At 73.1% G+C, this 23,619-nt stretch carries 22 protein-coding genes; 10 read left to right on the top strand and 12 right to left on the bottom strand.

Annotation, left to right across the window (positions count from 1 at the left end; all coding sequences use genetic code 11):
* Together ACQEVU_RS02030 and ACQEVU_RS02025 are read right to left on the bottom strand one after the other, a co-directional pair.
* Complete coding sequence (locus tag ACQEVU_RS02030; RefSeq protein ID WP_433319619.1) at positions 1–1,311, bottom strand: glutathionylspermidine synthase family protein; 1,311 nt, start codon at positions 1,309–1,311, stop codon at positions 1–3.
* A 1-nt stretch (position 1,312) separates the two neighbouring features.
* Positions 1,313–1,672, bottom strand: a complete 360-nt coding sequence (locus ACQEVU_RS02025; RefSeq protein ID WP_433319616.1) for a hypothetical protein — start codon at positions 1,670–1,672, stop codon at positions 1,313–1,315.
* A 169-nt stretch (positions 1,673–1,841) separates the two neighbouring features.
* Here ACQEVU_RS02025 and ACQEVU_RS02020 point away from each other — a divergent pair, with 169 nt between their 5' ends.
* Positions 1,842–2,405, top strand: coding sequence for a TetR/AcrR family transcriptional regulator (locus ACQEVU_RS02020; RefSeq protein WP_433319613.1), 564 nt, complete (start codon positions 1,842–1,844; stop codon positions 2,403–2,405).
* A 133-nt stretch (positions 2,406–2,538) separates the two neighbouring features.
* Here the strand turns inward: ACQEVU_RS02020 and ACQEVU_RS02015 are convergent, their stop codons facing one another.
* Positions 2,539–3,120, bottom strand: a complete 582-nt coding sequence (locus ACQEVU_RS02015; RefSeq protein WP_433319610.1) for a TetR/AcrR family transcriptional regulator C-terminal domain-containing protein — start codon at positions 3,118–3,120, stop codon at positions 2,539–2,541.
* Positions 3,121–3,177: 57 nt separating this feature from the next.
* Between ACQEVU_RS02015 and ACQEVU_RS02010 the strand changes: the two genes are divergently transcribed.
* The gene (locus ACQEVU_RS02010) at positions 3,178–4,413 is read left to right on the top strand and encodes a beta-ketoacyl-[acyl-carrier-protein] synthase family protein (protein WP_433319607.1); all 1,236 of its coding nucleotides are present in this window, start codon (positions 3,178–3,180) and stop codon (positions 4,411–4,413) included.
* On the opposite strand, the gene ACQEVU_RS02005 is transcribed toward ACQEVU_RS02010, so the two are convergent.
* Positions 4,410–5,963, bottom strand: a complete 1,554-nt coding sequence (locus ACQEVU_RS02005) for an ADP-ribosyltransferase domain-containing protein (protein WP_433319604.1) — start codon at positions 5,961–5,963, stop codon at positions 4,410–4,412. The two genes, ACQEVU_RS02010 and ACQEVU_RS02005, sit on opposite strands and share 4 nt — an antisense overlap.
* Before the next feature lie 75 nt (positions 5,964–6,038).
* On the opposite strand from ACQEVU_RS02005, the gene ACQEVU_RS02000 reads away from it, so the two are divergent.
* Positions 6,039–6,689 (top strand): macro domain-containing protein, encoded by a 651-nt coding sequence (locus ACQEVU_RS02000; RefSeq protein ID WP_433319602.1) that lies wholly within the window; start codon positions 6,039–6,041, stop codon positions 6,687–6,689.
* A 912-nt stretch (positions 6,690–7,601) separates the two neighbouring features.
* Here ACQEVU_RS02000 and ACQEVU_RS01995 read toward each other — a convergent pair.
* Complete coding sequence (locus tag ACQEVU_RS01995; RefSeq protein ID WP_433319599.1) at positions 7,602–8,480, bottom strand: class I SAM-dependent methyltransferase; 879 nt, start codon at positions 8,478–8,480, stop codon at positions 7,602–7,604.
* A 353-nt stretch (positions 8,481–8,833) separates the two neighbouring features.
* On the opposite strand from ACQEVU_RS01995, the gene ACQEVU_RS01990 reads away from it, so the two are divergent.
* The 3 genes from ACQEVU_RS01990 to ACQEVU_RS01980 all read left to right on the top strand — a co-directional run bounded on the left by ACQEVU_RS01990 (position 8,834) and on the right by ACQEVU_RS01980 (position 11,713).
* Positions 8,834–9,790 carry a hypothetical protein gene (locus tag ACQEVU_RS01990; protein WP_433319596.1) on the top strand — a complete coding sequence of 319 codons (957 nt, stop codon included), beginning with the start codon at positions 8,834–8,836 and terminating at the stop codon, positions 9,788–9,790.
* A 244-nt stretch (positions 9,791–10,034) separates the two neighbouring features.
* Positions 10,035–10,973, top strand: coding sequence for an ATP-binding cassette domain-containing protein (locus ACQEVU_RS01985; protein WP_433319593.1), 939 nt, complete (start codon positions 10,035–10,037; stop codon positions 10,971–10,973).
* Positions 10,970–11,713, top strand: a complete 744-nt coding sequence (locus ACQEVU_RS01980; RefSeq protein WP_433319591.1) for an ABC transporter permease — start codon at positions 10,970–10,972, stop codon at positions 11,711–11,713. The genes ACQEVU_RS01985 and ACQEVU_RS01980 overlap by 4 nt, the downstream gene beginning before the upstream one ends.
* Before the next feature lie 6 nt (positions 11,714–11,719).
* Here ACQEVU_RS01980 and ACQEVU_RS01975 read toward each other — a convergent pair whose 3' ends face one another.
* Positions 11,720–14,866: a BTAD domain-containing putative transcriptional regulator gene (locus tag ACQEVU_RS01975; protein WP_433319588.1), complete on the bottom strand. Its 3,147-nt coding sequence runs from the start codon at positions 14,864–14,866 to the stop codon at positions 11,720–11,722.
* A gap of 776 nt (positions 14,867–15,642) precedes the next feature.
* Between ACQEVU_RS01975 and ACQEVU_RS01970 the strand changes: the two genes are divergently transcribed.
* The gene (locus ACQEVU_RS01970) at positions 15,643–16,047 is read left to right on the top strand and encodes a hypothetical protein (protein ID WP_433319585.1); all 405 of its coding nucleotides are present in this window, start codon (positions 15,643–15,645) and stop codon (positions 16,045–16,047) included.
* 156 nt (positions 16,048–16,203) lie between these two features.
* Here ACQEVU_RS01970 and ACQEVU_RS01965 read toward each other — a convergent pair whose 3' ends face one another.
* Positions 16,204–16,668, bottom strand: a complete 465-nt coding sequence (locus ACQEVU_RS01965; RefSeq protein WP_433319582.1) for a MarR family winged helix-turn-helix transcriptional regulator — start codon at positions 16,666–16,668, stop codon at positions 16,204–16,206.
* Between the two features lie 58 nt (positions 16,669–16,726).
* Here ACQEVU_RS01965 and ACQEVU_RS01960 point away from each other — a divergent pair, with 58 nt between their 5' ends.
* Complete coding sequence (locus tag ACQEVU_RS01960) at positions 16,727–17,404, top strand: hypothetical protein (RefSeq protein ID WP_433319579.1); 678 nt, start codon at positions 16,727–16,729, stop codon at positions 17,402–17,404.
* 146 nt (positions 17,405–17,550) lie between these two features.
* A complete protein-coding gene (locus ACQEVU_RS01955) occupies positions 17,551–18,990 on the top strand; it encodes a hypothetical protein (RefSeq protein ID WP_433319576.1) in 1,440 nt (479 codons plus the stop codon).
* On the opposite strand, the gene ACQEVU_RS01950 is transcribed toward ACQEVU_RS01955, so the two are convergent.
* On the bottom strand, positions 18,977–19,120 hold the full coding sequence (locus ACQEVU_RS01950) for a hypothetical protein (RefSeq protein WP_433319573.1): 144 nt from the start codon (positions 19,118–19,120) through the stop codon (positions 18,977–18,979). The two genes, ACQEVU_RS01955 and ACQEVU_RS01950, sit on opposite strands and share 14 nt — an antisense overlap.
* A 383-nt stretch (positions 19,121–19,503) precedes the next feature.
* Here ACQEVU_RS01950 and ACQEVU_RS01945 point away from each other — a divergent pair, with 383 nt between their 5' ends.
* Positions 19,504–20,583 carry a ParB-like protein gene (locus tag ACQEVU_RS01945; RefSeq protein WP_433319570.1) on the top strand — a complete coding sequence of 360 codons (1,080 nt, stop codon included), beginning with the start codon at positions 19,504–19,506 and terminating at the stop codon, positions 20,581–20,583.
* Positions 20,584–20,800: 217 nt separating this feature from the next.
* Here the strand turns inward: ACQEVU_RS01945 and ACQEVU_RS01940 are convergent, their stop codons facing one another.
* The 4 genes from ACQEVU_RS01940 to ACQEVU_RS01925 all read right to left on the bottom strand — a co-directional run bounded on the left by ACQEVU_RS01940 (position 20,801) and on the right by ACQEVU_RS01925 (position 23,423).
* On the bottom strand, positions 20,801–21,640 hold the full coding sequence (locus ACQEVU_RS01940; protein ID WP_433319567.1) for a polysaccharide deacetylase family protein: 840 nt from the start codon (positions 21,638–21,640) through the stop codon (positions 20,801–20,803).
* A gap of 122 nt (positions 21,641–21,762) precedes the next feature.
* Positions 21,763–22,215 (bottom strand): cupin domain-containing protein, encoded by a 453-nt coding sequence (locus ACQEVU_RS01935; RefSeq protein ID WP_433319564.1) that lies wholly within the window; start codon positions 22,213–22,215, stop codon positions 21,763–21,765.
* 630 nt (positions 22,216–22,845) lie between these two features.
* On the bottom strand, positions 22,846–23,133 hold the full coding sequence (locus ACQEVU_RS01930; RefSeq protein ID WP_433319561.1) for a ribbon-helix-helix domain-containing protein: 288 nt from the start codon (positions 23,131–23,133) through the stop codon (positions 22,846–22,848).
* Positions 23,134–23,135: 2 nt separating this feature from the next.
* Positions 23,136–23,423 (bottom strand): hypothetical protein, encoded by a 288-nt coding sequence (locus tag ACQEVU_RS01925; RefSeq protein WP_433319558.1) that lies wholly within the window; start codon positions 23,421–23,423, stop codon positions 23,136–23,138.
* Positions 23,424–23,619: the final 196 nt, after the last annotated feature.

Genomic DNA, 23,619 nt, shown 5'->3' with positions numbered 1-23,619 from the left:
CTACAGTTTGAATTCGCTGTGATCGATCGTGTGCGGGACGAAGTTGCTGAGGTTGTCGGTGATGAGCCCGGCGCTCTCGCGGATGCCGAGCCCGGCCGGCTCGCCGTCGATCATCCATACGCCCAGGACGGGGTGCCACTCGCCACCCCGGTTGTCGGGGAACCCGGGCAGCGGCGCGAACGCCTGGCACACGAACGGGCCGCCGTAGTCGCCGGGGGCGCTGGCCACGGTGATGCCGTCGACGATGATCGAGACGTTGGCGCCCTCGCGGCCCAGCAGCGGCTTACGCACGTACGACGTCATCCACTCGGGTCGCTCGGACTCGAAGTACGCCGGCAGGAGCAGGTCGCGGCGCTCGGGGTCGTCGCCGTACAGGTGCCACAGGATCGGCAGCAGGCCCTTGTTGCTCCAGAGCATCTTGTAGGGCGGCTCGATCCACACGGTGCTGTCGCGGCGCGGGTCGGCCATGTCGCGGAAGCACTGCTTGGCGAACTGCTCCTGCAGCATCCACTCCCACGGGTACAGCTTGAAGATGACGTCGATGTGCTCGCCCTGGGCGTCGTAGAAGCGGTCGCCGGCCTGCACGTCGCCGGCGCCGATCTCGTCCATGTAGAGGAACTTCGTGCGGTACCCCATGGGCTCCAGCGCCTGCCGCGCGGTCTCCATGAGGTACTCGGTGTTGAACAGGTCCTCGCCGCTGTCCTCCTCGCGGTCGCACGCGAAGTGGATGGTGACGGGGCTCAGCAGGTGGGTGCGGGCCTGGCGCAGCCGCGTGAGGTTGCGCTTCCACGCCTCGACGAGCGCCTCGTGGATGGCGTTCCACTGGTCGGTGCCCTGGCCGGTCTGCTGGTGCCAGTACCACTGGGAGACCGCCGACTCGGGCAGCGCCGTCGGGGTGTCGGCGTTGAACTCCAGCAGCTGCGGCCGGCCGGCGTACTCCCCGGCGTAGCGCAGGTCGAAGCGGCCGTAGATGCTCGGCGAGAAGTCGCCCTTGCTGCGCCCGCCGGGCTCGGTCTCGTCGTCCCACCAGGTGCGCTTGATCTGGTCCCAGGCGAACTCGGGGATGCCCAGCAGCTGGAACATGTTGTGGTCGATGACGAAGTCGCCGGCCGCGACGCACATCTCGAACAGCGTCGCCGCGCCCTTCTCCAGCGCGTCGATCTCGGAGGAGGTGAAGTCGTAGAACGGCCCCTCCCGCCAGTACGACATGGTGCCGCCGTCCGGCGTCGGGGTGTCGTTGTAGGCGATCCCCTGCGCCGCCAGCTGCTGGCGCCAGTCGGGCCGGACCTTGCCGTCGGCGATGCGGCGCACGTCAGCTGCCCGAGCTGCCGTGGCTGCTGCTGCCGAAGCCGCCGGAGGAGACGTGGCCGTTGCTCACGTGCCCGGTCGAGGGCAGCCCCGCGTTGGACCGGCCGATCGAGTCGGTGGAGGAGACCCGGCTGCCCCCGCTGAGCCGGAAGCCCGGGCTGCGGCCGCGGCCGTAGCTGCCGGTGTAGTAGTAGTGGCCCGGCGAGCCGTCGTCGCAGTATCTGTCCTCCACGACGACGCCGTTCGCGTCGGCGCAGTACGTCTGCTTCTCCCGTGCGCACGCCGACAGGCCGCCGGTCATGGCCAGCGCCGCCAGCGCGAGGTAGCTCCGGCCCAGCGGCACCGAACTACTGGATCGCCTCATCGTCTGCTCCCTCAGGTGTGCCTTAGCACGGTAAATGACCTTCGCAACCGGCACGACCGACGGGAAAGTCTCCGACACTGTCGGGTATCGCGCAAGAGCGGGCCGTCGTGCCGCGGCGCCCCGGCGGCACAGCGGTTCACGGTTTCCTAATGGGTTTAGGGTGTACCGCATGGTACGAGCCGGCCTGACCCGCGCGCAGGTGTGCACCGCCGCGCTCGAGCTGGCCGACGAGGTGGGCATCGACCACGTGACGATGACCGCACTCGCCCGGCGCCTCGGCGTGGCGGTGCCCAGCCTGTACGAGCACGTCCGCGGCGTGCCGGACCTGCTCGACGCGGTCGCAACGCTCGCCACCGGCGAGCTCGCCGACCGCCTGGGCGAGGCGCTGCAGGGCCGTGCCGGCCGCGACGCCCTGGTCGCCTACGCCGGCGCGCTGCGCTCCTGGGTCCTGGCCCACCCGGGCCGCTACGCCGCCACGGTCCGCCCCCTGACCGACCCGGAGGGCGCCGCCGCCCAGGCCCGGATCGTCGCGGGCTGCGCCGCCCTGCTGCGCGGCTACGGCCTGGAGGAGACGCGCGCGATCGACGCGGTCCGCTTCGTGTACAGCACCATGCACGGCTTCATCCACCTGGAGACGGACGGCGGCTTCAGCCACGCCCGCAACCTCGAAACAAGCTGGACCCTGGTGGTCGCCGCCATCGACCGCGCCCTGTCGACCTGGCCGGTCACGTGACCGGGCCGCCCGACGGCCACGGGCGCCCGTCTTATTGCAGGTCGACCCGCATGACGGCGCGGCGGGCGGTCGGGCGGCTCGCTGACCGACGCCGTCACCTGGCGCGGCGGCCGCATGCCGACCTCGGTCTGACCTAGCGCTCCCGCACGGTCATCACGCCGGCCAGGTCCACGTCGGCGGAGCGGCCGCCGTAGCCGCTGTCGGCGATCAGCCGCGCGCCGAGCACCGCACTCCAGAACGTGCGCACCTCCACCGACGGCGGGCGGTCCACCACCCAGCCGCGCCGGGCCAGCAGCTCCACCAGGTAGTGCTCGGCCCGGCGGAACAACACCGCCAGGTAACTCTGGGCGACCGGCTGGAGCTCGGGACGTACACGCGAAATCGACATGGCCTGAATCGCGGCCGGGACCGACGGCAGTGCCGGCGCCGTGCGGGCCAGGGCGTTGCGGAACGCCCCCGGTCCGCGCTGGCGCAGGCCGATCGGCTCGAGCCGCACCGCGTCGCGCAGCAGCGTCGAGAGTGACGCGTGCACGAACAGGCCGTCCTTGGAGCCGAAGTAGTAGGTGATCTGGTGCGGGTACGCCTGGGCGGCCCGCGCGATCGCGGCCACGCTCACCGCCGAGTGCCCCTGCGCCGCGAACAGCTCGGCGGCGCACTGCAGGATGCGCGCCCGGGTGCGGCGCCCGCGGGCCCGGGCCGGCTCGGCGATGGACATGTCATATTTGTATGCGATACAAGTATCCTAAAGCAAAACGAACCTGGGGAGGACACGGTGGGCACACCCGACGTGGTCATCACCGGCATGGGCGCGCTGACCCCGCTCGGCGCCGACGTCGACGCGCTGTGGACGGGCGCCCTCGCCGGCCGCTCCGGCGTGCGGCGCATCGACGACCTGCTGGCGGGCCACCCCCGCCTCGAGGAGATGCCGGTGCGCATCGGCGCGCCGATGGCCGTCGCCCCCGACACGATGCTCGACCGGGTCCAGGCCCGGCGCATGGACCGCTGCGAGCAGGCCGCCGTCGTCGCCGCCCGGCAGGCGTGGCAGGACGCCGGCGCCCCCGAGGTCGACCCCGACCGGCTCGCCGTCGTCGTCGCCACCGGCATCGGCGGCGTCAACACCCTGCTCAACCAGGACGACGTGCTCGAGGCCCGCGGGCCCGGCAAGATCTCGCCGCTGGTCGTGCCGATGCTCATGCCCAACGGGCCCGCCGCCTGGGTCAGCATCGACCTGGGGGCCCGCGCCGGGGTGTACACGCCGGTGTCCGCCTGCGCGTCCGGCGCCGAGGCGCTCGCCCTCGCCGTGCGCCTCATCCGCCTCGGCGAGGCCGACGTCGTCGTCGCCGGCGGCACCGAGGCCGCGATCGCCCCGCTGACCATCGCCGGATTCGCCCAGGCCCGCACCCTGTCCAAGCGCAACGACGACCCCGACCACGCGTCGCGGCCCTTCGACACCGGCCGCGACGGGTTCGTGCTCGGCGAGGGCGCCGGCGTGCTCATCCTCGAGCGGGCCGAGCACGCGGCCGCGCGCGGCGCCCGCGCCCACGCCCGGCTGGCCGGCATCGGCATCACCTCCGACGCCTACCACATCACCGGGCCCGACCCGACCGGCGACGGCCAGGTGCGGGCCATCGAGAAGGCCGTCCGCGACGCCGGCCTCACCGCCGCCGACGTCGGCCACGTCAACTGCCACGCCACGTCCACCGTCGTCGGCGACGTCGGCGAGGCGCAGGCCATCCGGCGGGCCCTCGGCGACCACGTGGTGCTCACCGCGCCCAAGTCCGGCCTCGGCCACCTCGTCGGCGCGGCCGGCGCCGTCGAGAGCATCCTGACCCTGCTCTCCGTCGTCAACGGCGTCATCCCGCCGACGCGCAACCTCGAGACGAAGGAGCCCGAGGTCGCCCTCGACGTCGTCGCCGGCGAGCCCCGCAAGGTGGAGCTCACCGCGGCGATCTGCAACTCGTTCGGCTTCGGCGGCCAGAACGCGTCGCTGCTGTTCACCCGCGCCTAGGCGACCATCGGCTGGTCCTCGAGCTCCGTCAGCCTGACGGTGCACAGGCCGCCGCGCTCGGCCACCACCGACGTCACCTTCAGCTGCGTGCCCGGGGCGAGGATGTACTCCTCCTCGCCCCGGAACGCCGAGAACCGCCGGATGCCGACCGCCCGCACCGGCGTCACCTCGAACAGGGTGCGCCGGCCCCGCCCGCCGAGGAACGCCTGCGCGACGCCGAGCTTCGACGTGCACGACGACACGCCCCACCACGTGACCGTCTGCCCGAGCGGGTACTGCGCGCGCAGGTCCAGCGCCACCCCGCGCCACAGCGGCTCGGTGCGCACCGGCAGGCGCGAAACCGCTTCGAAGAGCAGCCTGAGGTACGGCAGGAAGGGCACGATCTTCCCGCGGTCCGGGTCGCGCAGGGTCGCGTTGATCTGCCGGTAGAACGCGGACTCGCACGTGTACAGGTAGAGCGCCGCGGCCTCGTCGGCGCTCAGGTCCCCGGCGTGCTGCGTGCCGAACTCGTGGGACAGCTCGACGTGCCAGCCGAGCCCCGACATGAGCTTGGCCGCCGGCGCGACCGCCTCGCGGAAGTCCATGACCGGGGTGTCGAACACGCCGGTGATCGCCGGCAGCGCGAGACCCTCGTCCTTCACGCTCGCGAGGCGCTCGAGGTACAGCTTGTGCAGCTCCATCGTCGAGGCGATGAACTCGCCCATCCGATCGGCGCCGTCGCGGTTCCAGCCCTTGCTCGGCAGCCAGTCGATCGGCTCGGCCCCCAGCGCCTGCAGCGCGTCGTTCACGGCCGCGAAGTGCTCGTTGTCGCAGAAGATGTCGCCCTGCGCCGCCGGGTTCGGGTGGTCGATGTGGCGGACGTCGACGCCCGGGTACTTCTTCTGCAGCCGCACCACGACGCTCTTGAGGTTGCGCGCGTGCGCCCCCCACCACGCGAAGACGATGCTCCGGTGCGCCTCGTCCGGCTCGTCCTGCTTGGCCCGCAGGATCTCCTCGACCAGCCGCTCCACGACCGGCCGCCAGAACGCGGTGTGCGCGTCGGTGCCCATGGCCCCGTCCGCGCTCGCGGTCAGCGAGGCGTTGAGCAGCAGCACCCCCTGCGCGAGCATCGACGAGAACCACTCCGGCGGCGCCACCGTGTCATGCTGCTTGAGCAGCGCCCGGATCTCGGCGATCGGCGTCTTCTTCGCGATGCCGTACTTCCACATCGCCGCCGCCTTGATGATGCACCGGATGCTCACCACCTTCCCGAACTGGCTGTCCGCCCAGTCGGAGAAGGTGTTGTCGAACATCGCGATGCCGGTGGCGCTCTCCGGCCGCGGATAGGGATTCTGCCCGAACACCACCACCTTCCACTTGTGCGGCGGGTTCGGCTTGAGCGCCTGGAACGTGAGCTCCCGCACCGGCACGACCTGCGGGCTGCGCTGCGCGCCGATGAACGTCGCGGCGTCGCGCTGCGCCTCGATGACCGGCTTCAGCAGCGGCAGCCACGGCTCCCCGCCCCCACTGAACAGCTCGGCCAGCCCCAGCGGATCGTTCGCGTCACTCATCGCCGTACTCCCCCGCGCGTTCCACAGTGGACGCCGCACCGTAGCACTGGAACGGTTGTTGTAGGTTCCTGGACCATGACGCAGACCCCTCTCCGCGTGGTGCTCAGCGACGTCAACGCAAAGGTCGTCCAGGCCTGGATGTCCGCCTTCGCCGACACCCCCGAGGTAGAAATCGCGAAGGGCTCGATCCTCAACCAGCACGTCGACGCCTGGGTCACCCCCACCAACTCCCACGCCCGCATGGACGGCGGCGTGGACGCGGTCATCAAGCGCCACCTGGGCGCCGGCATCCAGCTGCGCGTCCAGCAGGCGGTCCGCTCGTCGTTCGGCGCCACCCTGCCCATCGGCAGCGCCGTCTGCGTCCCGTCGGGCGCCGCGAACCCGCACTACCTGATCGCGACCCCGACGATGGAACAGTCGGCGGAGAACGTCCGCGAGACGCTGAACGTCGCACTGGCATGCGCCGCCGCGTTCCAGGCCATCCACATGCAAAACTCCCTGGAGCGCGGCACGATCACGTCGGTCGCGCTCGTCGGCATGGGCGCCGCCACGGGCAAGGTCCCCCCGCAGGTCTGCGCCAACCTGATGTGGGCCGGCTACACCCTGTTCAAGGACCACACCTTCGACAACTACGACGACCTGCGCGAAACGGTCCACGCCCACCTGTCCGACATCGAGTCCCGCCCGTCGGAGCGCGTGCGCATGACCCCTCGCCGCCGCCGCTAAACTGCGGGTGACTTGCTCGTCACGCGACTCAAGGTCAATTTGATGACGGCTGCTACGGTTGGTTGACAACGGAACGCGACCGCCGGGCCTGCAGTGACGCGATTGCGGCGCCCGCTCGGCTCACGCCCTTTGCAGCGCTCTGCCGCCGGCCTCGGCCGACCTGAGTCAACCAACCGCGGTCCACTTTGGACCGCTCGCGACCGCCGATTCGGCGCCCCGCTTGGACGGGGCAGCGGCTCGGCGGCGGGGGTCGTAGAATGGTCGTCGCGGGCCGATCTCACGGCCTCATCTGATCTACAGCGCGTCGGGCGACGGTCTCCCGGCCCGGCTCGCTGCCCAATCAATCCACGCGGTCCGGCGCGACGGTCCGCGAGTAGTTCCGGCAGCACTCCTCCAGCGGAAGTCCTGCGGCGCACCGCGTCCGGCGTGCGGTGGCCGCGGCGGCGACTGTGGTGGTGGTGTGCGGCGCCGCCGCCGCACTCCACCGCGGCCACGCCACGTCCAACCGCGCGGCCGTGGCACCCGCCGTCACGGTCGTGTGGCCGCGCGGCCGCGACGACGGCTGGCACAGCCGTAGGCGGCCTCGACGATCGCCGGCGGCGACCTCGCCCGAGCCGCAACCACGTCGGGCCGCAACCGACGCCGGGCCGCAACAAAGGGCAGACCGCAACGAGGCCGGGTTGCCACCCGCCCCTGAGCCGGCGATCACGCCAGCGGCGACCGCGGGCTCCGATCGCGATCGCGCCGGCGGCAACCGCAATCACGACTGCGCCGGCCGCGACCGTGCCGGGACCACGCCGTCGGCCACCACAAAGCGCGTCATCACGGCACGCCAGGGCCGTCGCGGGCGCCGAGCGAGGTCCGTGCCCGCGTTGACCAAAACTGACCAAAACCGGATAAAACGCCCCCACGCTAACGGCGGGCCTCGTAGACGATGTTGAAAGGGGTCTCGGCGACGCGGCGGAACGAGCTGAAGCCGGCGTCCGTGGTCAGGTGGCGCATCGGGGGCTCGCCGGCCTGCGCGCCCAGCGAGTACCCGCCCTCCTGCGACAACGCGTTCGGCACGCACAGGAAGGTCGAGAACGAGTAGTACACGCGGCCGACCGGGTTCAGGTTGTCCTCGACCGTCTGGCCCGCGAACGGCTCGACGATCATCCACGTGCCGCCGTCCGACAGCTGGGAGTGGACGTGGCGGGCCGCGCCCAGCGGGTCGCCCATGTCGTGCAGCGCGTCGAACGTCGTCACCAGGTCGAAGGGGCCGCCGGTGAAAGTCTGGGCGCTGGCCACGTCGAAGCGCACCCGATCCTCCGGCAGGGATCGCTCCGCCGCGCGCTTGCGGGCCGTCGCGACCGAGTCCGGGTGCGAGTCCGAGCCGATCACCGTGGCCGACGGGAACGCCTCGGCCAGCAGCAGCGTCGACGCGCCGTGGCCGCAGCCGATGTCCGCCACGCGGCCGCCGGCGCGCAGGCGGGGCTCGACGCCGTCGAGTGCGGGCAGCCAGGCCGTCACCAGGTGGGCCGCATAGCCGGGGCGGTAGAAGCGCTCGCAGCCGCTGAAGACCTCGGCGTCGTGGGCGTGCCACGGTACGCCGGTGCCCGAGCGGAACGCCGCCTCGATCTGCGGGACCGAGCGCAGCGCCGCCACCGCGAGCTGGAAGGCGCCCGGCGCGAACAGAGGACCGTCCGGGTCGGTCAGGACGAACGCCTGCTCCTCGGTCAGCCCGTAGGTGCCGGTGTCCGGGTCGTACTCGACGTAGCCGCCGGCCGCCTGGCCGCGCAGCCACTCCTCCACGTAGCGGGGGCGCGGTGCCGGTGGCGGCGGCCAGCTCGTCCGGGCGCCGCGGGGCGTCGGCCAGGGCGCGGTACAGGCCGAGCCGGTCTCCGACGACGATGTTCCCGGCCGCCATGGTCGCGCCCAGGTCGCAGACGAACCGGTGCAGGAACTGCGTCAGTTTCGCCTCGTCGATAGCCATCTTGTCCTCCAAAGGCATCAACCGACCCCTCGGTTCCAAGCAAAAGCGCGGCGCGGCGAATCGGCCTCACCTACCGAGGCCGGGCTGACGGAGCGCCAGGCGGAGTTGTACGCCGAACTCGCCGACAGCCAGGTGGCCGCCGCTGAGGCCGGTCGCGGCGTACAGTGCGCGCATGTCTCTGTGGCGGCTCGGGCCGCTCGTCGCGGTGGTGGTGCTGCTCGGCGGCTGCGACGCGAACGCGCCCGCCGCGCCGTCGGCAACGTCGTCCGCGACCGCGCCGGGCGGCGGGTCGCGGCTGCTGGAGGCGCTCGCCCACGTCGCGGACAGCGACGCGACGCGGGCCCGGTTCGACTTCTCCGACGTGGCGTTCCTCGGCACGATCGGCGGCCCGGGCTGGGCCGGCATCCGCTATCAGGGCGCGCGCAACGTCTCGCTGAAGCTGGTCGGCGACGCCGGCCTGCCGATCGGCGCCGCGCAGTATGCGGTCACGGCCGGCGAGGAGCCCCGGCACGTGATCGTGTTCGCCGGCGGCCAGGACGTGGCGGCGGTGGCGGCGGCGCTGCGCAAGCTGGGCTGGACCGCCGACGGCGACCGGTTCGTGGCGCCCGCGGCGGCGATGACGCCCGCCCCGCCGAACGACGGCGGCCTCATCCCGGCCGGCCAGGCCCGCGCGAGCGGCGCCGACCTGCTCGTCGGCGGGCAGGCGTCGGACCTGGCGGACGCGGCGCCGGCGGGGCGGGCGACGCTGGCGCAGCGGCCCGCGGTGGCCGCGCTGGCCGGGTGCCTCGGCGACGTGGTGGCGGCGCTGGGCCGGTTCCGGCCGGCCGGGGGCTACCTGGCGGTGGCCGCGGCCGGCGTGCGCCGCCCGGCGTCGGCGGAGGAAAAGCCAAGAGCCGTCCTGTGTACGGCGACGAAGTCCGCGAGCGACGCCGAGGCCGTCGCCGAGCAGCTGCGGCAGGGGTTCCGGACGGGCCGGTCGGCGCAGCAGTACGGCGACGTCACGGTGACCGTCCTCGGCGGCCCCGAGCACCTGGTCCGCGCGGAGGCGACGGCCGCCGCCCCGGGCACGATGCTGTTCACGTTCGCCGGCTACGGCCTGCCGGGCGAGACGGGCCAGCCGGAGGTCTGAAAAGTCCCGCGGGCGGGCTGTCGAAGCGGACCGCCGCCGATCGACGCATGGGCAGAGGACACCCGAGAGCCTGAAAGCAACATCACGATCACCGGCAGTGCCGCGCTGGTCCGGTCCCTGCTCCCGACCGGCGTGGTGCACCTGACGTACCGGCCGGCCTGACACGGCGCCGTTCAGCGCGGGACGCCGTCAGGGGCCGTGTCTGACGCGTGTCAGGAGGGTGTCAGGGTGCGCCCCGAGCATCGTGTCCATGAACGCGATAGCGGTTTCGGGCCTGCGCAAGGCCTACGGGGACAAGGTCGTCCTCGACGGCATCGATCTCGATGTACCGGCGGGCTCGATCTTCTCCCTGCTCGGCCCGAACGGGGCCGGCAAGACGACGACGGTCAACGTGCTGACCACCCTGATGAAGGCCGACGGCGGCACGGTGCGGGTCGCCGGGCACGACGTGGCGACCGAGACGAAGCAGGTGCGCGCCGCCATCGGCGTCACCGGGCAGTTCGCGGCCGTCGACGAGCTGCTGACCGGCCGGGAGAACCTGCAGCTGATGGCGGACCTCAAGCGGATCCGCTCGGGCGGCACGGTCGTCGCCGGGCTGCTGGAGCGGTTCGACCTGGTCGAGGCGGCGCCGAAGCTGGTGTCGACGTACTCCGGCGGCATGCGCCGCAAGCTGGACCTGGCGATGACGCTGGTCGGCAGCCCGCGGATCATCTTCCTGGACGAGCCGACGACCGGGCTCGACCCGCGCAGCCGGCGCACGATGTGGGAGATCGTCCGCGAGCTGGTGGCCGGCGGCGTGACGATCTTCCTCACCACCCAGTACCTCGACGAGGCCGACCAGCTCGCCGACCGGATCGCGGTGCTCGACCAGGGCCGCATCGTCGCCGAGGGCACCCCGGCGCAGCTCAAGCGCCGCGTCCCGGGCAGCCACATCCGGCTGCGTTTCGCCGGCGCGGGCGAGCTCGCCGCGGCGGCGCGGGTCCTGGCCGGCGCCACCGCCGACGAGCAGGACCTGACCCTGCGGGTGCCCGGCGACGGCGGGGTGCAGGCGGTGCGGGCCCTGCTCGACCAGCTCGACCGGCACGGGGTCGACGCCCTGGAGTTCTCCGTGCACACGCCCGACCTCGACGACGTCTTCCTGGCCCTGACGGGCCGCGCCAGCACGGAGGTGACCGCGAAATGAGCGCCGACTCGGTGATCATGCTGCGCCGCAATTTCAAGCACACGCTGCGCAACCCGACCACGGTGTTCAACGCCGTGCTGTTCCCGGTGGTGCTGATGCTGATGTTCGTGTACGTGCTCGGGGGCGCGTTCAACGTCGGCGAGAAGTACATCAACTACGCCACCCCGGGCCTGATCGTGATGGCGATCAGCTACGGGCTCAGCGCCACCGCGGTGTCGGTGAACGCCGACATGACGCGGGGGGTCATCAACCGGTTCAAGGTCATGGACGTCTCCCGCGGCGCGGTGCTGACCGGCCACGTCGTCGCGACGACGCTGCGCGCCCTCATCGCCGACGCGGTCATCATCGGGGTGGCGTTCGCGATGGGCTTCCGCCCGTCCGCGGGCCCGCTGGACTGGCTGGGCGCGGTCGGCCTGATCGCGCTGCTGAGCTTCGCCGCGAGCTGGCTCACGGTCGCGCTGGGGCTGGCCGCGAAGTCCGTGGAGTCGGCGGGCATGGCCACCGTACCGCTGATCATGCTGCCGTTCCTGAGCAGCGCGTTCGTGCCGGCCGACACGATGGGCACCGGCGTGCGGCAGTTCGCCGAGTACCAGCCGTTCACGCCGATCATCGAGACGCTGCGGGGGCTGCTGCTCGGCACCCCGTCGACCGGCACGGCGGTCGCCGCGGTCGCCTGGTGCGTGGGCCTCGGCCTGGTCGGCTACCTGTGGTCGGTGTCAACCTTCAAAAAGCGCGCGTGACGCGCATTAAGAAGCGAGCGTGGCGGCGGCCAGCGCCGCCCAATTCCCCTCGGTCCCTTCCCGTGCCGCCTCGGCGAACCTCGTGTCGCCGAGGCGGCTCCGTGCGGTCCGCTCGATCCGGGCCACGTCCGGGTTGCCGCGGTCCGGCAGCCCGCGCACGCGGTCGCCGGCCGCGAGCAGCCGCGCGGCCTGCTCGTCCCGGCCGGTGCGCAGCGCCAGGTCGGCGAGCCCCACGAGGACCTGCGCGACGAGGGGCGCGTGCCCGGCCTCGGTGGCCGCCGCGACCGCCGCGGCGTGGTGGGCCCGGGCCTCGCCGGGGTCGTCGGCCAGGTAGCCGCGCGCGTCCTCGAGCGTCGCGCGGATGCTCGGCTGCTCGGCCTCGGTGCTGAGCAGGCCGGCGCCGAGGCGCAGCTGCTCGCGGGCCTCGTCGGTGTGGCCGGCCCAGCGGGCGAGCTCCGAGCGCGTCAGGGCCAGCTCCGCCAGCGAGTCCGGCCAGGTGACCCGGTGGGCGTAGCGCTGGGCCTCGGCGAGCGCGGCCGCGCCGGCGGCCCGGTCGCCGCTCACCCAGTACAGCCGGGCCTGCCGCGACCGCATCCGGATGATGTCCTCGATGGCGCCGACCTCGGCGACGACGGCGATGCCCTGGTCGTAGTAGTCGCAGGCGTCGGCGAACTCGCCGCGGGTGGCGATGCGGTCGGCCAGCTCCGTCAGCGCGAACGAGATGCCGAACCGCTCGCCGAGCGCCCGGAACTCGGCGAGCGCCTGCTCCAGGTAGGTGTCGGCGTCGAGCCCGCCGTCGCCGGTCATGACCCGCATCTTGCCGAGGTGCAGCCCGGCGAGGGCGCGCACCCAGGGGTCCGGGTCGTCCAGCAGCGCCTCGAAGGCGAGCAGGACCTCCTCCGGCGCCCGCAGCATGCGCTCCATCGCGGCGATCAACCCCATCACCGGGTGGCGGGGCCGGCCGTGGCGGCTGTACTCGGCGGCCTTGTGGATCCACGCCGCCGCCTGGTGCTCGTCCCCGCGCCCGCCGCTGACGTACATCGAGATCAGCGCATAGACGGTGGCCCGGGTGTCGTCGTCGGTCTCGCCGGGCGTCTCGCTGGCCGCCGTGATCAGCTCGATGCCCTCGGCCTTGTGCCCGGCGAGCCACCAGTACCAGCCGGCGCCGGCGGCCAGCCGCATCGCCGCGTTCGCCTCGCCGGCCGCGACCGCGCCGCGCATTGCGGCGCCGATGTTGTCGCGCTCGGCCGCGAGGATCGCCAGCCACTCCATCTGCTCGGCCCGGCGCAGGTGCGGCTCCGCGACCTCGGCGAGGTCGGTGAAGTACGCCAGGTGCGCGCGGCGGGCCGCGTCCGTCTCGCCGGCCTCGTCGAGGCGGTGCCCGGCGTACTCCTTGATGGTGCCCAGCATCCGGTACCGCGGCCCGCTGCCGCCCTCGGTGACCAGCAGCGACTTCTCGGCCAGCGAGGTCAGCAGCTCCAGCACCTGGTCCGGCTCGACGCCGTCGAAGGCGCAGACCCGCTCGGCCGCCTCCAGGCTCGCCCCGCCGGCGAAGACCGCGAGCCGGCGCAGGACGGTCCGTTCGTCGTCGGTGAGCAGCTCCCAGCTCCAGTCGACGACGGCCCGCAGCGTCTTGTGCCGCGGCAGGGCGATCCGGCTGCCGCTGGTGAGCAGGCGGAACCGGTCGTCGAGCCGGTGCGCGACCTGCTCGATGGACAGCGTCCGCAGCCGGGCCGCGGCCAGCTCGATCGCCAGCGGCATGCCGTCCAGCGCCCGGCAGACGCGCAGCATCGTCGCGACCGTGGCGGCGTCCGCGGCGAGGTCACGGCGCACCGCGCCCGCCCGGTCCCGCAGCAGTTGTACGGCGGGAGAAGCCTCGATCTCGCCCGTGTTCGCGTCGGCGCCGGGCAGGGCGAGCGGCTCGACGTGCCAGAGTGCCTCGCCGGTGATGCCGAGCGGTTCGCGGCTCGTGGCGAGGATCCGCAGCCGCCGGCACTCGCCGAGCACCCGGTGCGCGAACGCGGCCGCCGCCTCGATCACGTGCTCGCAGTTGTCCAGGATCAGCAGGGCGTCCCACTCGCGTACCGCGGCGATGAACCGGTCCGTCAGGTCCTCGGCCGGTGGCGCGCCGAGCAGCGCGTCGCGCAGGCCGAGCCGCGACAGGGCGGCCTGGGCCACGTCGCCGTCGGCGCCGATGGCGGCGAGCTCGACGAGCCAGGCGCCGTCGGGCCGCTCGCCGAGCATCGCCCGGCCGGCCTCGGTGGCCAGCCGGGTCTTGCCGGAGCCGCCCGGCCCGGTCAGGGTGGTGAGCCGGTGCCCGGCGACGAGCCCGCGCACGGCGGCGACGTCGGCGTCGCGGCCGACGAAGCTGGTGAGCTCGGCCCGCAGGTTGGTCGTGCGGTCCTCCTCCCGGCCCCGCCCGACCTCGCCGCGCAGGAGCGCGACGTGCAGCGCGGACAGCTCCGGGGAGGGGTCGACGCCGAGCGCGTCGGCCAGGGTCTCCTTGGTGCGCTGAAACACCATGAGTGCCTCGCTGGCCCGGCCGGCCGCGACGAGCGCGCGCATCAGCGCGGCGACGAGCCGCTCCCGGGCCGGGTTGGCGGCGACGAGGTCGGTGAGCTCGGCGACGAGCTGCGCCCCGTGCCCGAGGGCGGCCTCGGCCTCGAACCGGTCCTCCAGGGCGCCCAGCCGCAGCGCCTCCAGCCGCGTGACGGCCGCGTCGAACGCCGGGCTTTCGGCCAGCCCGACATCGGCCAGGGCCGGCCCGCGCCACAGCGCGAGAGCCTCACGCAGCAGCGGTACCGCCCGGGCTCCGTCGCCGTCGCGGACGCGACCGGCGACGATGAGCCGCTCGAAGCGGACCGCGTCGACGGCGTCGGCCGGCACGGCGAGCCGGTAGCCGTCGGTCTGCCCCTCGATCGCGGCCTCCGGCAGCGCCTTGCGCAGCCGGGACACGAGGCGCTGCAGCGCGTTGGTGGCGTCGGACGGCGGGTTGGCGCCCCAGATCCAGTCGATGAGCGTCGCCTTCGGCACCGCCTGCCCCGGGCTGAGCGCGAGCGCGATCAGCAGCCCGCGCAGCCGCGCGCCCGGCACCTCGACGGGGCTCCCGTCGCCCGCCCGGACGTCGAACGGCCCCAGGATCCCGATCTGCACCTGCAGATTCTGCCACGTCCGCCGATCGGCCGACGACGCTGCGCTGCCGGGCCCGCGGCTCGTCACGCGCCGTCACCGCCGCGGCAACGCCGCGCACCGCGGCTCGTCACACGGCCCCGCCCGCCTGGGAAGCGCCGCGCGCGGCGGCTCGCCGCGCGGCGCCGCCTGGCAGCGGCTCGTCACGCGCCGTCACCGCCGCGGCAACGCCGCGCACCGCGGCTCGTCACACGGCCCCGCCCGCCTGGGAAGCGCCGCGCGCGGCGGCTCGTCGCGCGGCGCCGCCTGGCCGCGGCTCGTCACGCGCCGTCACCGCCGCGGCAATGCCGCGCACCGCGGCTCGTCACACGGCCCCGCCCGCCTGGGAAGCGCCGCGCGCGGCGGCTCGTCGCGCGCCGCCGCCTGGCCGCGGTGGATGGCTGAGGCCATGGACGCGCCTCGTGCGCTCCCCGTCGATCTGCGCGCCGCCTGGGCCGTGCCGGAATACCGCTCGCAACGCCGGGCTCGGTAGTCAGTAGGGGGCGACTCGGCGGCGGCGCTCTAGCTGGGCGATGCCGGCCGAGCGGCCTGCCGGAGGCGGCACGGTAAGGGCACGCCGCGCCCCGCGAACGTCGGCGGCCGGCCCTGGCCCGACGGGCTGCTGGTCGCCAGCGGCCTGCGACAGCCGTGCCGGCGGTCCGTGTCAGGGGGCGTGTCAGGGCGGCGGCACGGCGGTGTCAGGCCCGGCGCCGATGGTGGAGGCACAACCGAGGACGACCTACCCCGAAGGAGCCACCGCCATGAACGTCACCCTCTCCGAGCAGGACAAGGCCACGCTGCGCACCGCCGCCTACGGCGCCGTCACGCTGCTGTCCGCCGCCGGCGCCGTCGGCGGCTCGCCGCACCGCATCGCCACCAACGGCAGCATCGCGCTGGGCTCGGCGACCGGGCTGGTCGGGCACGTGCTCGCCGACTACCCGAAGGGGAAGGATCTCGGCGGGAAGTCGGTGGCCGAGATCGCCGACCGAGTGCTGCCGGCCCTGACGGCGGCCATGGGGCTGCTCAAGGCGCAGGCGCCGCAGGAGGCCGCCAACTTCCGCAGCACCGTCGTCACGGCGATGGAGTCGGCCACGTACAACCGCCGGCCGGGGCCGGTCGTGTCCGACATGATCGTCAAGATCACCGCGGCCATGGACGCCGCCTGACGGGAGCCGCCGCGTCGCCGGGACCCTCGCCGGTCCCGGCCGCGTCACCGGCACCGTCGACATCCCCCGTCGCGCATTGCCGCGGCGGTGGATGTTGGCGTTGCCAACATTCGTGCTATGTTGGCGGCACCAACAACGATCGGAGGCGTACCCGTCTCAGTCGCCCGGCGGCCCGTCGTCGGCGGCGACCAGCTTGAGCAGCAGGGCGGTGAACTGGCGCCGCTGCGGGCCGGTCAGCGGGGCCAGCAGCCGCTCCTGGACGCCGTCGACGACCCGGTCGAGCTCCTCCAGCCGCTCGAGCCCGGCCGGCGTGATGGTGACGATGTTGCGGCGCCGGTGCCCGGGGTCGACGGAGCGCTCCACGAGCCCGCGCGACTCGAGGTCCGACAGCGACGCCGTGACGTCGCTGCGGTCGATCCCCGTCGCCCGGCCGAGGTCCGCCTGGCTCGCCGGGCCCCACTCGTCGAGCGCGGCCAGCAGGCGGTAGTGGTAGCCGCGAAGGCCGCCGCCGTGTGCCTCGAACGCGGCGGCGAGCAGGCCCGACGAACGGGCGTAGGCCCGGCCGACGAGCCAGGTCGGCCGGCCCGCGATGCGCGCGGGCGAGCTGGACGGGTGCTCCATGCAGCGACCGTACCAGTTGTTGGTACGACCAACGTTCTATCCCGTAAGGAGACTGCGCATGCAACGCGTCCTCGTCATCGGCCGCAGCCCGGGCGTCATCCTGGACACCGTCGAGATCCTGCGCGGCCGGGGCTTCCAGGCCGACGCGACCAACCAGTTCGACGACGTCATGGTGGAGTACGACACCGTGGGCCTCGACATCGTCGTCTTCGGCGGCATGGTGCCGGCCGCCACCAAGCAGCACCTCCGGGACGAGATCTCGAAGGTCAACGACCGGGTCACCTTCGTGCAGGGGCTCGGCGGCATCGCCGGGCTCATCGCCGCCCAGGTCGAGGGCGCCGCCTCCGCGGCCGGGGACGACGGCGCCGTGGCGTACGACGCGGCGCGGCGATCGGTGCGGCTCACCCTGGCCGAGCCGGCCCGGGTGGTCGTCGATGCCTGGTGGGGCACCTCCTTCACGCCGCCCGAGCCGGCGAGCACCTCGCTGCGCGTGACCGACGCCGGCTTCGACGCCGGCGCGCACGTGATCGCGCTGCCGGCCGAGGTGCCGGACGTCGCGTCGTTCGTCACCGTGTCCGCCGGGGCGGTCGTCCGCGCGTTCACGGTCGGCGCGATGCCGGAGGCGGTCACCCGGCTGGTGCCGACTGGCGACCCCGCCCGGCCCTCCGCCCTCCCGCCCGTGCGGCCGGTGTCGACCCACAGCACCACCACGTCCGAGCGCGTCCACCGGCCCTGAGCGCGCCCGGCCCTGAGCGCGCCCGGGCCTGAGCGCGCCCGGGCCTGAGCGCGCCCGGGCCTGAGCGCGCCCGGCCCGGGCGCCGGTCGACGGGCCGGGCGCCGGTCGACGGGCCGGGCGGCCCCCCGGCTGGCACACTGGCGCTCGTGGCGAATGCGAACCCGACCGGTGTGGTCATCCCGAGCGTCGACGGCCGCTCCAGCACGTCCGCGCTCGGGCGGGCCGTGGTCGCCGACGCGCTGCGGGGCGTCGACCCGGTCGGGGCCCGGGGCGCGGAGGCGTCGACCGACTGGCGCCACGACTACCTGGTGCACTTCCGGCGGCTGGTCGAAGCGGGACTGCCGTCCCGCGAGGCCGCGCTGAGCATCGCCCAAGACGGGCTGGCGTCGCTGCATGAGCGGATGCGGTACCGCGGAAAACCGGACGGCGACGAGGAACCCCTCGCCGCCGCGCTCACCCCCGGCGGGCCGGACCTGGCGACCGTGACGGTGACCGGGCAGGGGGAGGCGGAGCGGGAGCTCGTCGTGCCGTACCGCGGCCACCGCCTCACCGGCGGGGAGCTCGACCGCCAGCTCGACCGGTGGGTGGCCGCCGGGGTGATGGAGCGCTCGTGCGCCGAGGCGCTGCGCACCGTCGCCGCGAACCCGGACTGGCTGTCGCTGCCCGAGCGGCGCGTCGTCGTCCTCGGCGCCGGCGCGGAGATGGGCCCGCTGCGCGCGCTGCTGCGCTGGGGCGCCGACGTGGTCGCGGTCGACCTGCCGCGGCCGGCGATCTGGCAGCGCCTGACGGGCCTGGCCGAGCGGTACGCCGGCCGCCTCCACCTCCCCGCGACCGGCGACGAGCGCGGCGCCGACCTGCTGCACGACCTCGGCCGGGTCGCCGGGTGGATCGAGGGCCTCGACGGCCGGCTCGTGCTCGGCAACTACGTCTACGCCGACGGGGCGCTCAACGTGCGGGTCGCGATGGCCGTCGACGCGCTCACCGTCCGCCTGCGGGAGCGCCGGCCCGACCTGGCGCTGGCGTTCCTGGCGACGCCGACGGACGTGTTCGTGGTACCGGATGATGCCGTCGACGAGGCGAACCGGCGCTATGCGGAGGCGGCCGGCATCGGCCGGTTCCGGCGGCCGCTGCGCGTGGTGAGCGCCGGGCGGCTGCTCACCCGCAACTACCCGCCCGGCCTCTACCCGGGGATCAACGACAGCCTGGTACCGCAGCAGGGCCCGAACTACGCGCTCGCCAAACGGCTGCAGCGCTGGCGGGCGGCCGAGGCCCGGGCCGCGGGCGGCGCGGTGTCGTTCGCCGTCGCGCCCGCCACCCGCACCCGCAGCGTGGTGAAGAACCGCCTCCTCGCCGCCGCGTTCGCCGGCGCCCACCGCTTCGGCATCGAGATCTTCGACCCGGCGACCAGCAACACGCTCATGGCCGCGCTGCTGGTCCACGACCTCAACACCGAGCGCCCGGCGCACGAGCACCCGTGGCAGGACGAGGCCTGGGCGGCGGCCCACGGCGGGCTGTGGCGCCAGCCGTACTCCGCCCGCAGCGCCCTCGGCATCGCGGTCCTCATGGGCATGGTCAACTCGGGCTGAGCACGGGCGCCGTGCGGGCCCGCGGCACGAGGGCGACGGCACCGGCCGTGAGCGCGGCGACGACCAGCAGCGCCGGCGAGTAGCCCGTGACCGGGGCGAGCAGCCCGACGGCGAGCGGCCCGGCCGCCATGCCGCCGTCGTAGGCGGCGGGCCACTTCCTGCGGGAACGGTGCTAGCGCCTGTTTCATTACTGGGGTGGGAGCGAGGCCGAGTCCAGATTTCGTCTGGCGGTGGCCCGCGGAAGCCTGGCTACCGGTGTTGTAACCCGGCTTTCGCGGGACGCCGCCAGGCGGAATCTGGGCCGGCCGCAGCCCCGCCTCAGTAATGAAACAGGCGCTAGGCCCGCCCGGCTAGCGATTGCGCGCCACCAGCCGTTACGTGGCGTTGGCCACTGCGGATGACGCCGGATCGTTCCATCGGGTTCACCCGCCCGTCACGGTTGCGCTTTCAACCGTTGAATGATCGCCATCACGCTCGGCGCCAATATCCGCACTGCCAGCGAGGAGCACACATATGCGCTTCCGATCTCCCTCGCGCCGCGGCGCGCTGCTCGGGGCGGCAGTCGCCGTCGCGGTCGGGGCCGGGCTCGCCGCGGTCGCGCCGGTCGCGTTCGCCGCCCCCGGAGCGCCGGGTACGCGGCCGGCGTTCTGCGACCACGACCAGCGCAAGACGCCGTTCGCGCAGTACCTGTGCGCCGAGGCCGGCGACCTGCTCGACGTCCGCATCGGCGACGTGCACCCGACGCAGCCCTCACTGGGCTACGACGAGGTCTACTACAAGCTGGGCCGCTACACCCTGGGCAAGGACGCGATCAACAAGAAGTTCGACGACTGGTGCGAGGCCGACGGCCGGATCGCCGCCGCGACGGCCGCACCCGCCGCGCGGCTGGACGACCCGTCCTCCTTCACGTGCCAGCTCCCGGTCGGCGCCGAGACCGCGGACAGCATCGCCGCCATGAAGACCGTGGTCATCGGGCCCGGCGGCGAGCCGTTCCTCACCGACGGGCACCACACCCTCACGTCCTTCTACGAGACCCCCGACGGCGGCGCCGACCTGCACGTCCGGCTGCGGGTCGTGGCCAACCTGAGCACCCTCACCCGCCAGAACTTCTGGGCCGCGATGCAGGAGCACAAGTGGGTGTACCTGCGTGACCCGGAGGGCAACGCGGTCACCGTGAACAAGCTCCCGACCAGCGTGGGCCTGGCCAACTTCACCGATGACAAGTACCGCAGCCTGCTGTACTTCGGCCGCGACATCGGCTACGCGCAGAACGGGCTGGCGTTCCAGGAGTTCTACTGGGGCAGCTGGGTCCGCGACGCCAAGCCGATCGACCTGGCCGGCTGGAACCCGAACGACCTCGCCGGCTACCTGGCCACCGTCAAGACCCTGACCGAGACGATGACCGCGCTGCCCAAGACCACCGTCGTCGACAGCGGCTTCACCGCCGCCGACCTCGGCGCCCTGGACCAGTGGAACGCCGGCAAGGCCGCCAACAAGGGCGAATTCGACAAGCTGAGCAAGCCGTACTCCGACGCCAAGCCCGGCAAGCTGGCCTACACCCTCGAGTACAAGCGGGTGCACGGCCTGGGCTGATGCCCTACCGGCTCGTCAGCCGCTCGGCGACCTCAGTTCGCCGAGCGGCTTCGTCGTGCGGCTTCGTCGTGCGGCTTCGTCGTGCGGCTTCGTCGTGCGGCTTCGTCGTGCGGCTTCGTCGTGCGGCTTCGTCGTGCGGCTTCGTCGTGCGGCTTCGCCGAGCGGCTTCGCCGAGCGGCTTCGCCGAGCGGCTTCGCCGAGCGGCTTCGCCGACGGATCAGGAGTAGTAGTCCTCCAGCCGCGCCGGCGTCAGCCCGGCCGCTTTGATCCCCCGCAACGCGCCGATGAAGTCCTGGACGAACTGGTCCCGGAAGTGCATGAGGATGACGTCGCCCGGCTGGACGACCTTGACGTCCTGGTACCAGACGTTGCCCTGGTTGACCGACTCCTTCCAGAAGAACGCGGCCTTCATCCCGCAGTCCCGCACGGCGCGAAGCGTGGTCGCGTCCTTCTCACCGAACGGCGGCCGGAACAGTGTCGGCCGCCGCCCGTAGAGCTCGCCGAGCCGGTCCGCCGAGCCGCAGATCTCCCGCCGCTGCGCGTCGTACGACAGGCCGGACAGCTTGTTGTGGGTGATCGTGTGCGCCTCTATCACGGCGCCCAGCCCCTGCAGCGTGCGGAAGTACTCCGGGTTATCGCTGATGGCGTCGATCGTGAGGAACAGCGTCACCGGCACGTGCGCCTCCCGCAACAGCTCGGCCGCCTCGGGATGCTTGACCCAGCCGTCGTCGATGGTGAGGAACGCGACGCGCTGGTCGGTCGGCACCCGCGCGACCCACGGCACGGCGCCGCCGTCGACGACCGTGGCCGTACGGACGGCGGGCGGGGCCGCGTCGAACCGCGGCAGGCGATCGGCGTAGACCCCGGCGGACGGCGAGGCAGTCGGCGACCCCGTCGCCCTCGGCCCGGCGCTCGGCAATGCCGACGGACGGGCCCCGGCGGAGCGCGGACGCACGCCGCCGGCGGCGAGCTCACCGTCCGCCACGAGGGGCGTGGCCAGCAACAACGCGACCACCAGCAGGCGTACCCAGCGCACCTTGACGACCCGGACCAACATGCGCCGAGCGTAGGCAGAGGCGGACATGCCGTGAGCCGATGTCGGGGCGAAACCGCGGGCGAGCGGCAGCCGCATCGGCGGATGTCCGGCCCGGTGCCATGGCGAACATCAGCCACCAGAGGTCAGGGCCGGTACGGCTCGGTGGCGTAGCGGCTCATCACCTCGAGGATCGCGCTCGGGTGGCCGCTCTCACCCGCCTCGGCCAGCCTGCCCAGCTCGCGGAAGTACTCGATATACCGGTCGGGGGTGACGGTGCACAGCATGGTCGCCGGCTGCGTCCGGTCGGGATTTGAGAACGTGTGTGGCGTGCCGATCGGCGCGGTCACCAGGTCGCCGGCGGGCACGTCGAGGTGGTCGGCGCCGGAGGTGAACCGAACCGTACCGGAGAGCACGAAGAACGTCTCGTCGTGCTCGCGATGGACGTGCTGCGGCGGCCCGGGACTGCCCGGGGGGAGCGAAAGCTCGACGAGACCGATGCGGTGGCCGGTGCGGCTGCCGTCCTCCAGTACCCGGATCGTCTGCGTCCCGACGGTAATCACCTCGGCGGTGTCGGGGGTCGTGAGATGTACCCTCATCGTTCTCGGCTGCCTTTCGGCCCTACGGCGTCAAACAACCCACCTTTCCCGATACGAGCTCGTCAACCGCCCACCCATGGCTTCTTGTGTCCCTGCAGCGAACGGCCGGCACAGTCCAGAGGGTGGCGTGACGACTGGCGGACGGTTCCCATTCGCCCTGCTCGGTCGCTCCGAGCGCCTGGGCATGTGGCGGCCCCGGCAGGCCCGGCTCATGACCGCACGCGAGCAAGACCTGTACCGAAAGGAGATCGGTCAATGACCAACCTAATAGGTTCGGCAAGTCGCCCGGGCCGCTGGCGAGGCAAGACCACGAACGTTGAGGCGCGGACGGTCGTCGGCGAAGCAGCGAGGCCGCAACGTGATCGCGGACATCCGAGCCGCGGAGATGCGCGCAAGGCGGACGGACCGGACGGGCCCGTGCGGACGCCTCGTGGTCTGGCAGCGCAGCGCGGCCAGTGGCCGCGCAGCGGCCATGGGGGTGCGGGTGGGAACCCCCGCCGCGCCGAAGGCGCAGCTAACACGGTGGGGCGGACGATGCACCATGCGAACCGGTGGATCTTCGTGCTGGGCTGCGCGCTGCCTATCGACGCCGTCCGCCGATGATCACCGGCGTTCTGTGCGGGGTGCCGCTCATGCGGCGGCCTCGGGATGCCGATCCAGCCACTCGGCGACCGCTTGACGGATGATGCCTGAACGCCCGGCCCGGTCACGGCCCGCGGCATGGTCGAGTTTCGCCACCATGTCACCCGGCATCTTGACCGTAACCACCTTCTCGACCGGTGCGCCCTTCGCGTCGACCTGGACCAGGTCAACGCCTTGCACGCGCTCACCTGCAGCGATCAGTTCGCCCAGATCGTTGTTGGTGAACCAGTCGGCGACCTCGTCAGGAGACATCGCCTTGAAGTCCGGTAGTGCCATCCCTACGCCCCCATCCGCCTGTTCCACTGGCTTATCTCGTTTGGTCCGGCCAACTGAGCCCGCATGACCACCCAGATGAACGAGTCGTCCTGGCGATGCAACAGCGCCGCCACCAGGCCCGGCCCAGCAGGAGCGATCACCGCCAGCATCAGCTCGTTGAGCCTGATCTGCAGCGAGAGCCCGGGAGGCCGGTCAAGCGCCTCCGCCACGTCCGCAACGGTCAGACCGTCCCGCAGGACTGCCTCGGGGCGCTCGCCCGGTTGCGGCATGCGCCACTGCATCTCCCCCATGCCCGATGTAATACCGGTAATACCACGATACCGCAAGTCGCGCACAGCGCTAGCCCGTCGCCGCGGCACGCACGCTTGTCAGGCTAGAGCTGGGGGACTCATAATCCCTTGGTCGCGAGTTCGGTACGCCGGGGATCAAGCCTTCGTACGCCAGCCGCCACCGACGGTCCGCCGTAGCAGGCTCTAGGCGAGCGCG

Origin of the sequence: Dactylosporangium sp. CA-139066, from assembly GCF_050936175.1 — a bacterium.
Lineage (GTDB): Bacteria > Actinomycetota > Actinomycetes > Mycobacteriales > Micromonosporaceae > Dactylosporangium.
The sequence above is the reverse complement of the archived record's forward strand: the minus strand, read 5'-3'. Positions and strand labels throughout refer to the sequence as shown.

Bases quoted from the DNA above. Each gene is read 5' to 3' on its own strand.
- ACQEVU_RS02025 (WP_433319616.1), bottom strand. From the start codon at position 1,672: ATGAGGCGATCCAGTAGTTCGGTGCCGCTGGGCCGGAGCTACCTCGCG.
- ACQEVU_RS02020 (WP_433319613.1), top strand. From the start codon at position 1,842: ATGGTACGAGCCGGCCTGACCCGCGCGCAGGTGTGCACCGCCGCGCTC.
- ACQEVU_RS02015 (WP_433319610.1), bottom strand. From the start codon at position 3,120: ATGTCCATCGCCGAGCCGGCCCGGGCCCGCGGGCGCCGCACCCGGGCG.
- ACQEVU_RS02005 (WP_433319604.1), bottom strand. From the start codon at position 5,963: ATGAGTGACGCGAACGATCCGCTGGGGCTGGCCGAGCTGTTCAGTGGG.
- ACQEVU_RS02000 (WP_433319602.1), top strand. From the start codon at position 6,039: ATGACGCAGACCCCTCTCCGCGTGGTGCTCAGCGACGTCAACGCAAAG.
- ACQEVU_RS01990 (WP_433319596.1), top strand. From the start codon at position 8,834: ATGTCTCTGTGGCGGCTCGGGCCGCTCGTCGCGGTGGTGGTGCTGCTC.
- ACQEVU_RS01980 (WP_433319591.1), top strand. From the start codon at position 10,970: ATGAGCGCCGACTCGGTGATCATGCTGCGCCGCAATTTCAAGCACACG.
- ACQEVU_RS01970 (WP_433319585.1), top strand. From the start codon at position 15,643: ATGAACGTCACCCTCTCCGAGCAGGACAAGGCCACGCTGCGCACCGCC.
- ACQEVU_RS01965 (WP_433319582.1), bottom strand. From the start codon at position 16,668: ATGGAGCACCCGTCCAGCTCGCCCGCGCGCATCGCGGGCCGGCCGACC.
- ACQEVU_RS01960 (WP_433319579.1), top strand. From the start codon at position 16,727: ATGCAACGCGTCCTCGTCATCGGCCGCAGCCCGGGCGTCATCCTGGAC.
- ACQEVU_RS01950 (WP_433319573.1), bottom strand. From the start codon at position 19,120: ATGGCGGCCGGGCCGCTCGCCGTCGGGCTGCTCGCCCCGGTCACGGGC.
- ACQEVU_RS01945 (WP_433319570.1), top strand. From the start codon at position 19,504: ATGCGCTTCCGATCTCCCTCGCGCCGCGGCGCGCTGCTCGGGGCGGCA.
- ACQEVU_RS01940 (WP_433319567.1), bottom strand. From the start codon at position 21,640: ATGTTGGTCCGGGTCGTCAAGGTGCGCTGGGTACGCCTGCTGGTGGTC.
- ACQEVU_RS01935 (WP_433319564.1), bottom strand. From the start codon at position 22,215: ATGAGGGTACATCTCACGACCCCCGACACCGCCGAGGTGATTACCGTC.
- ACQEVU_RS01930 (WP_433319561.1), bottom strand. From the start codon at position 23,133: ATGGCACTACCGGACTTCAAGGCGATGTCTCCTGACGAGGTCGCCGAC.
- ACQEVU_RS01925 (WP_433319558.1), bottom strand. From the start codon at position 23,423: ATGGGGGAGATGCAGTGGCGCATGCCGCAACCGGGCGAGCGCCCCGAG.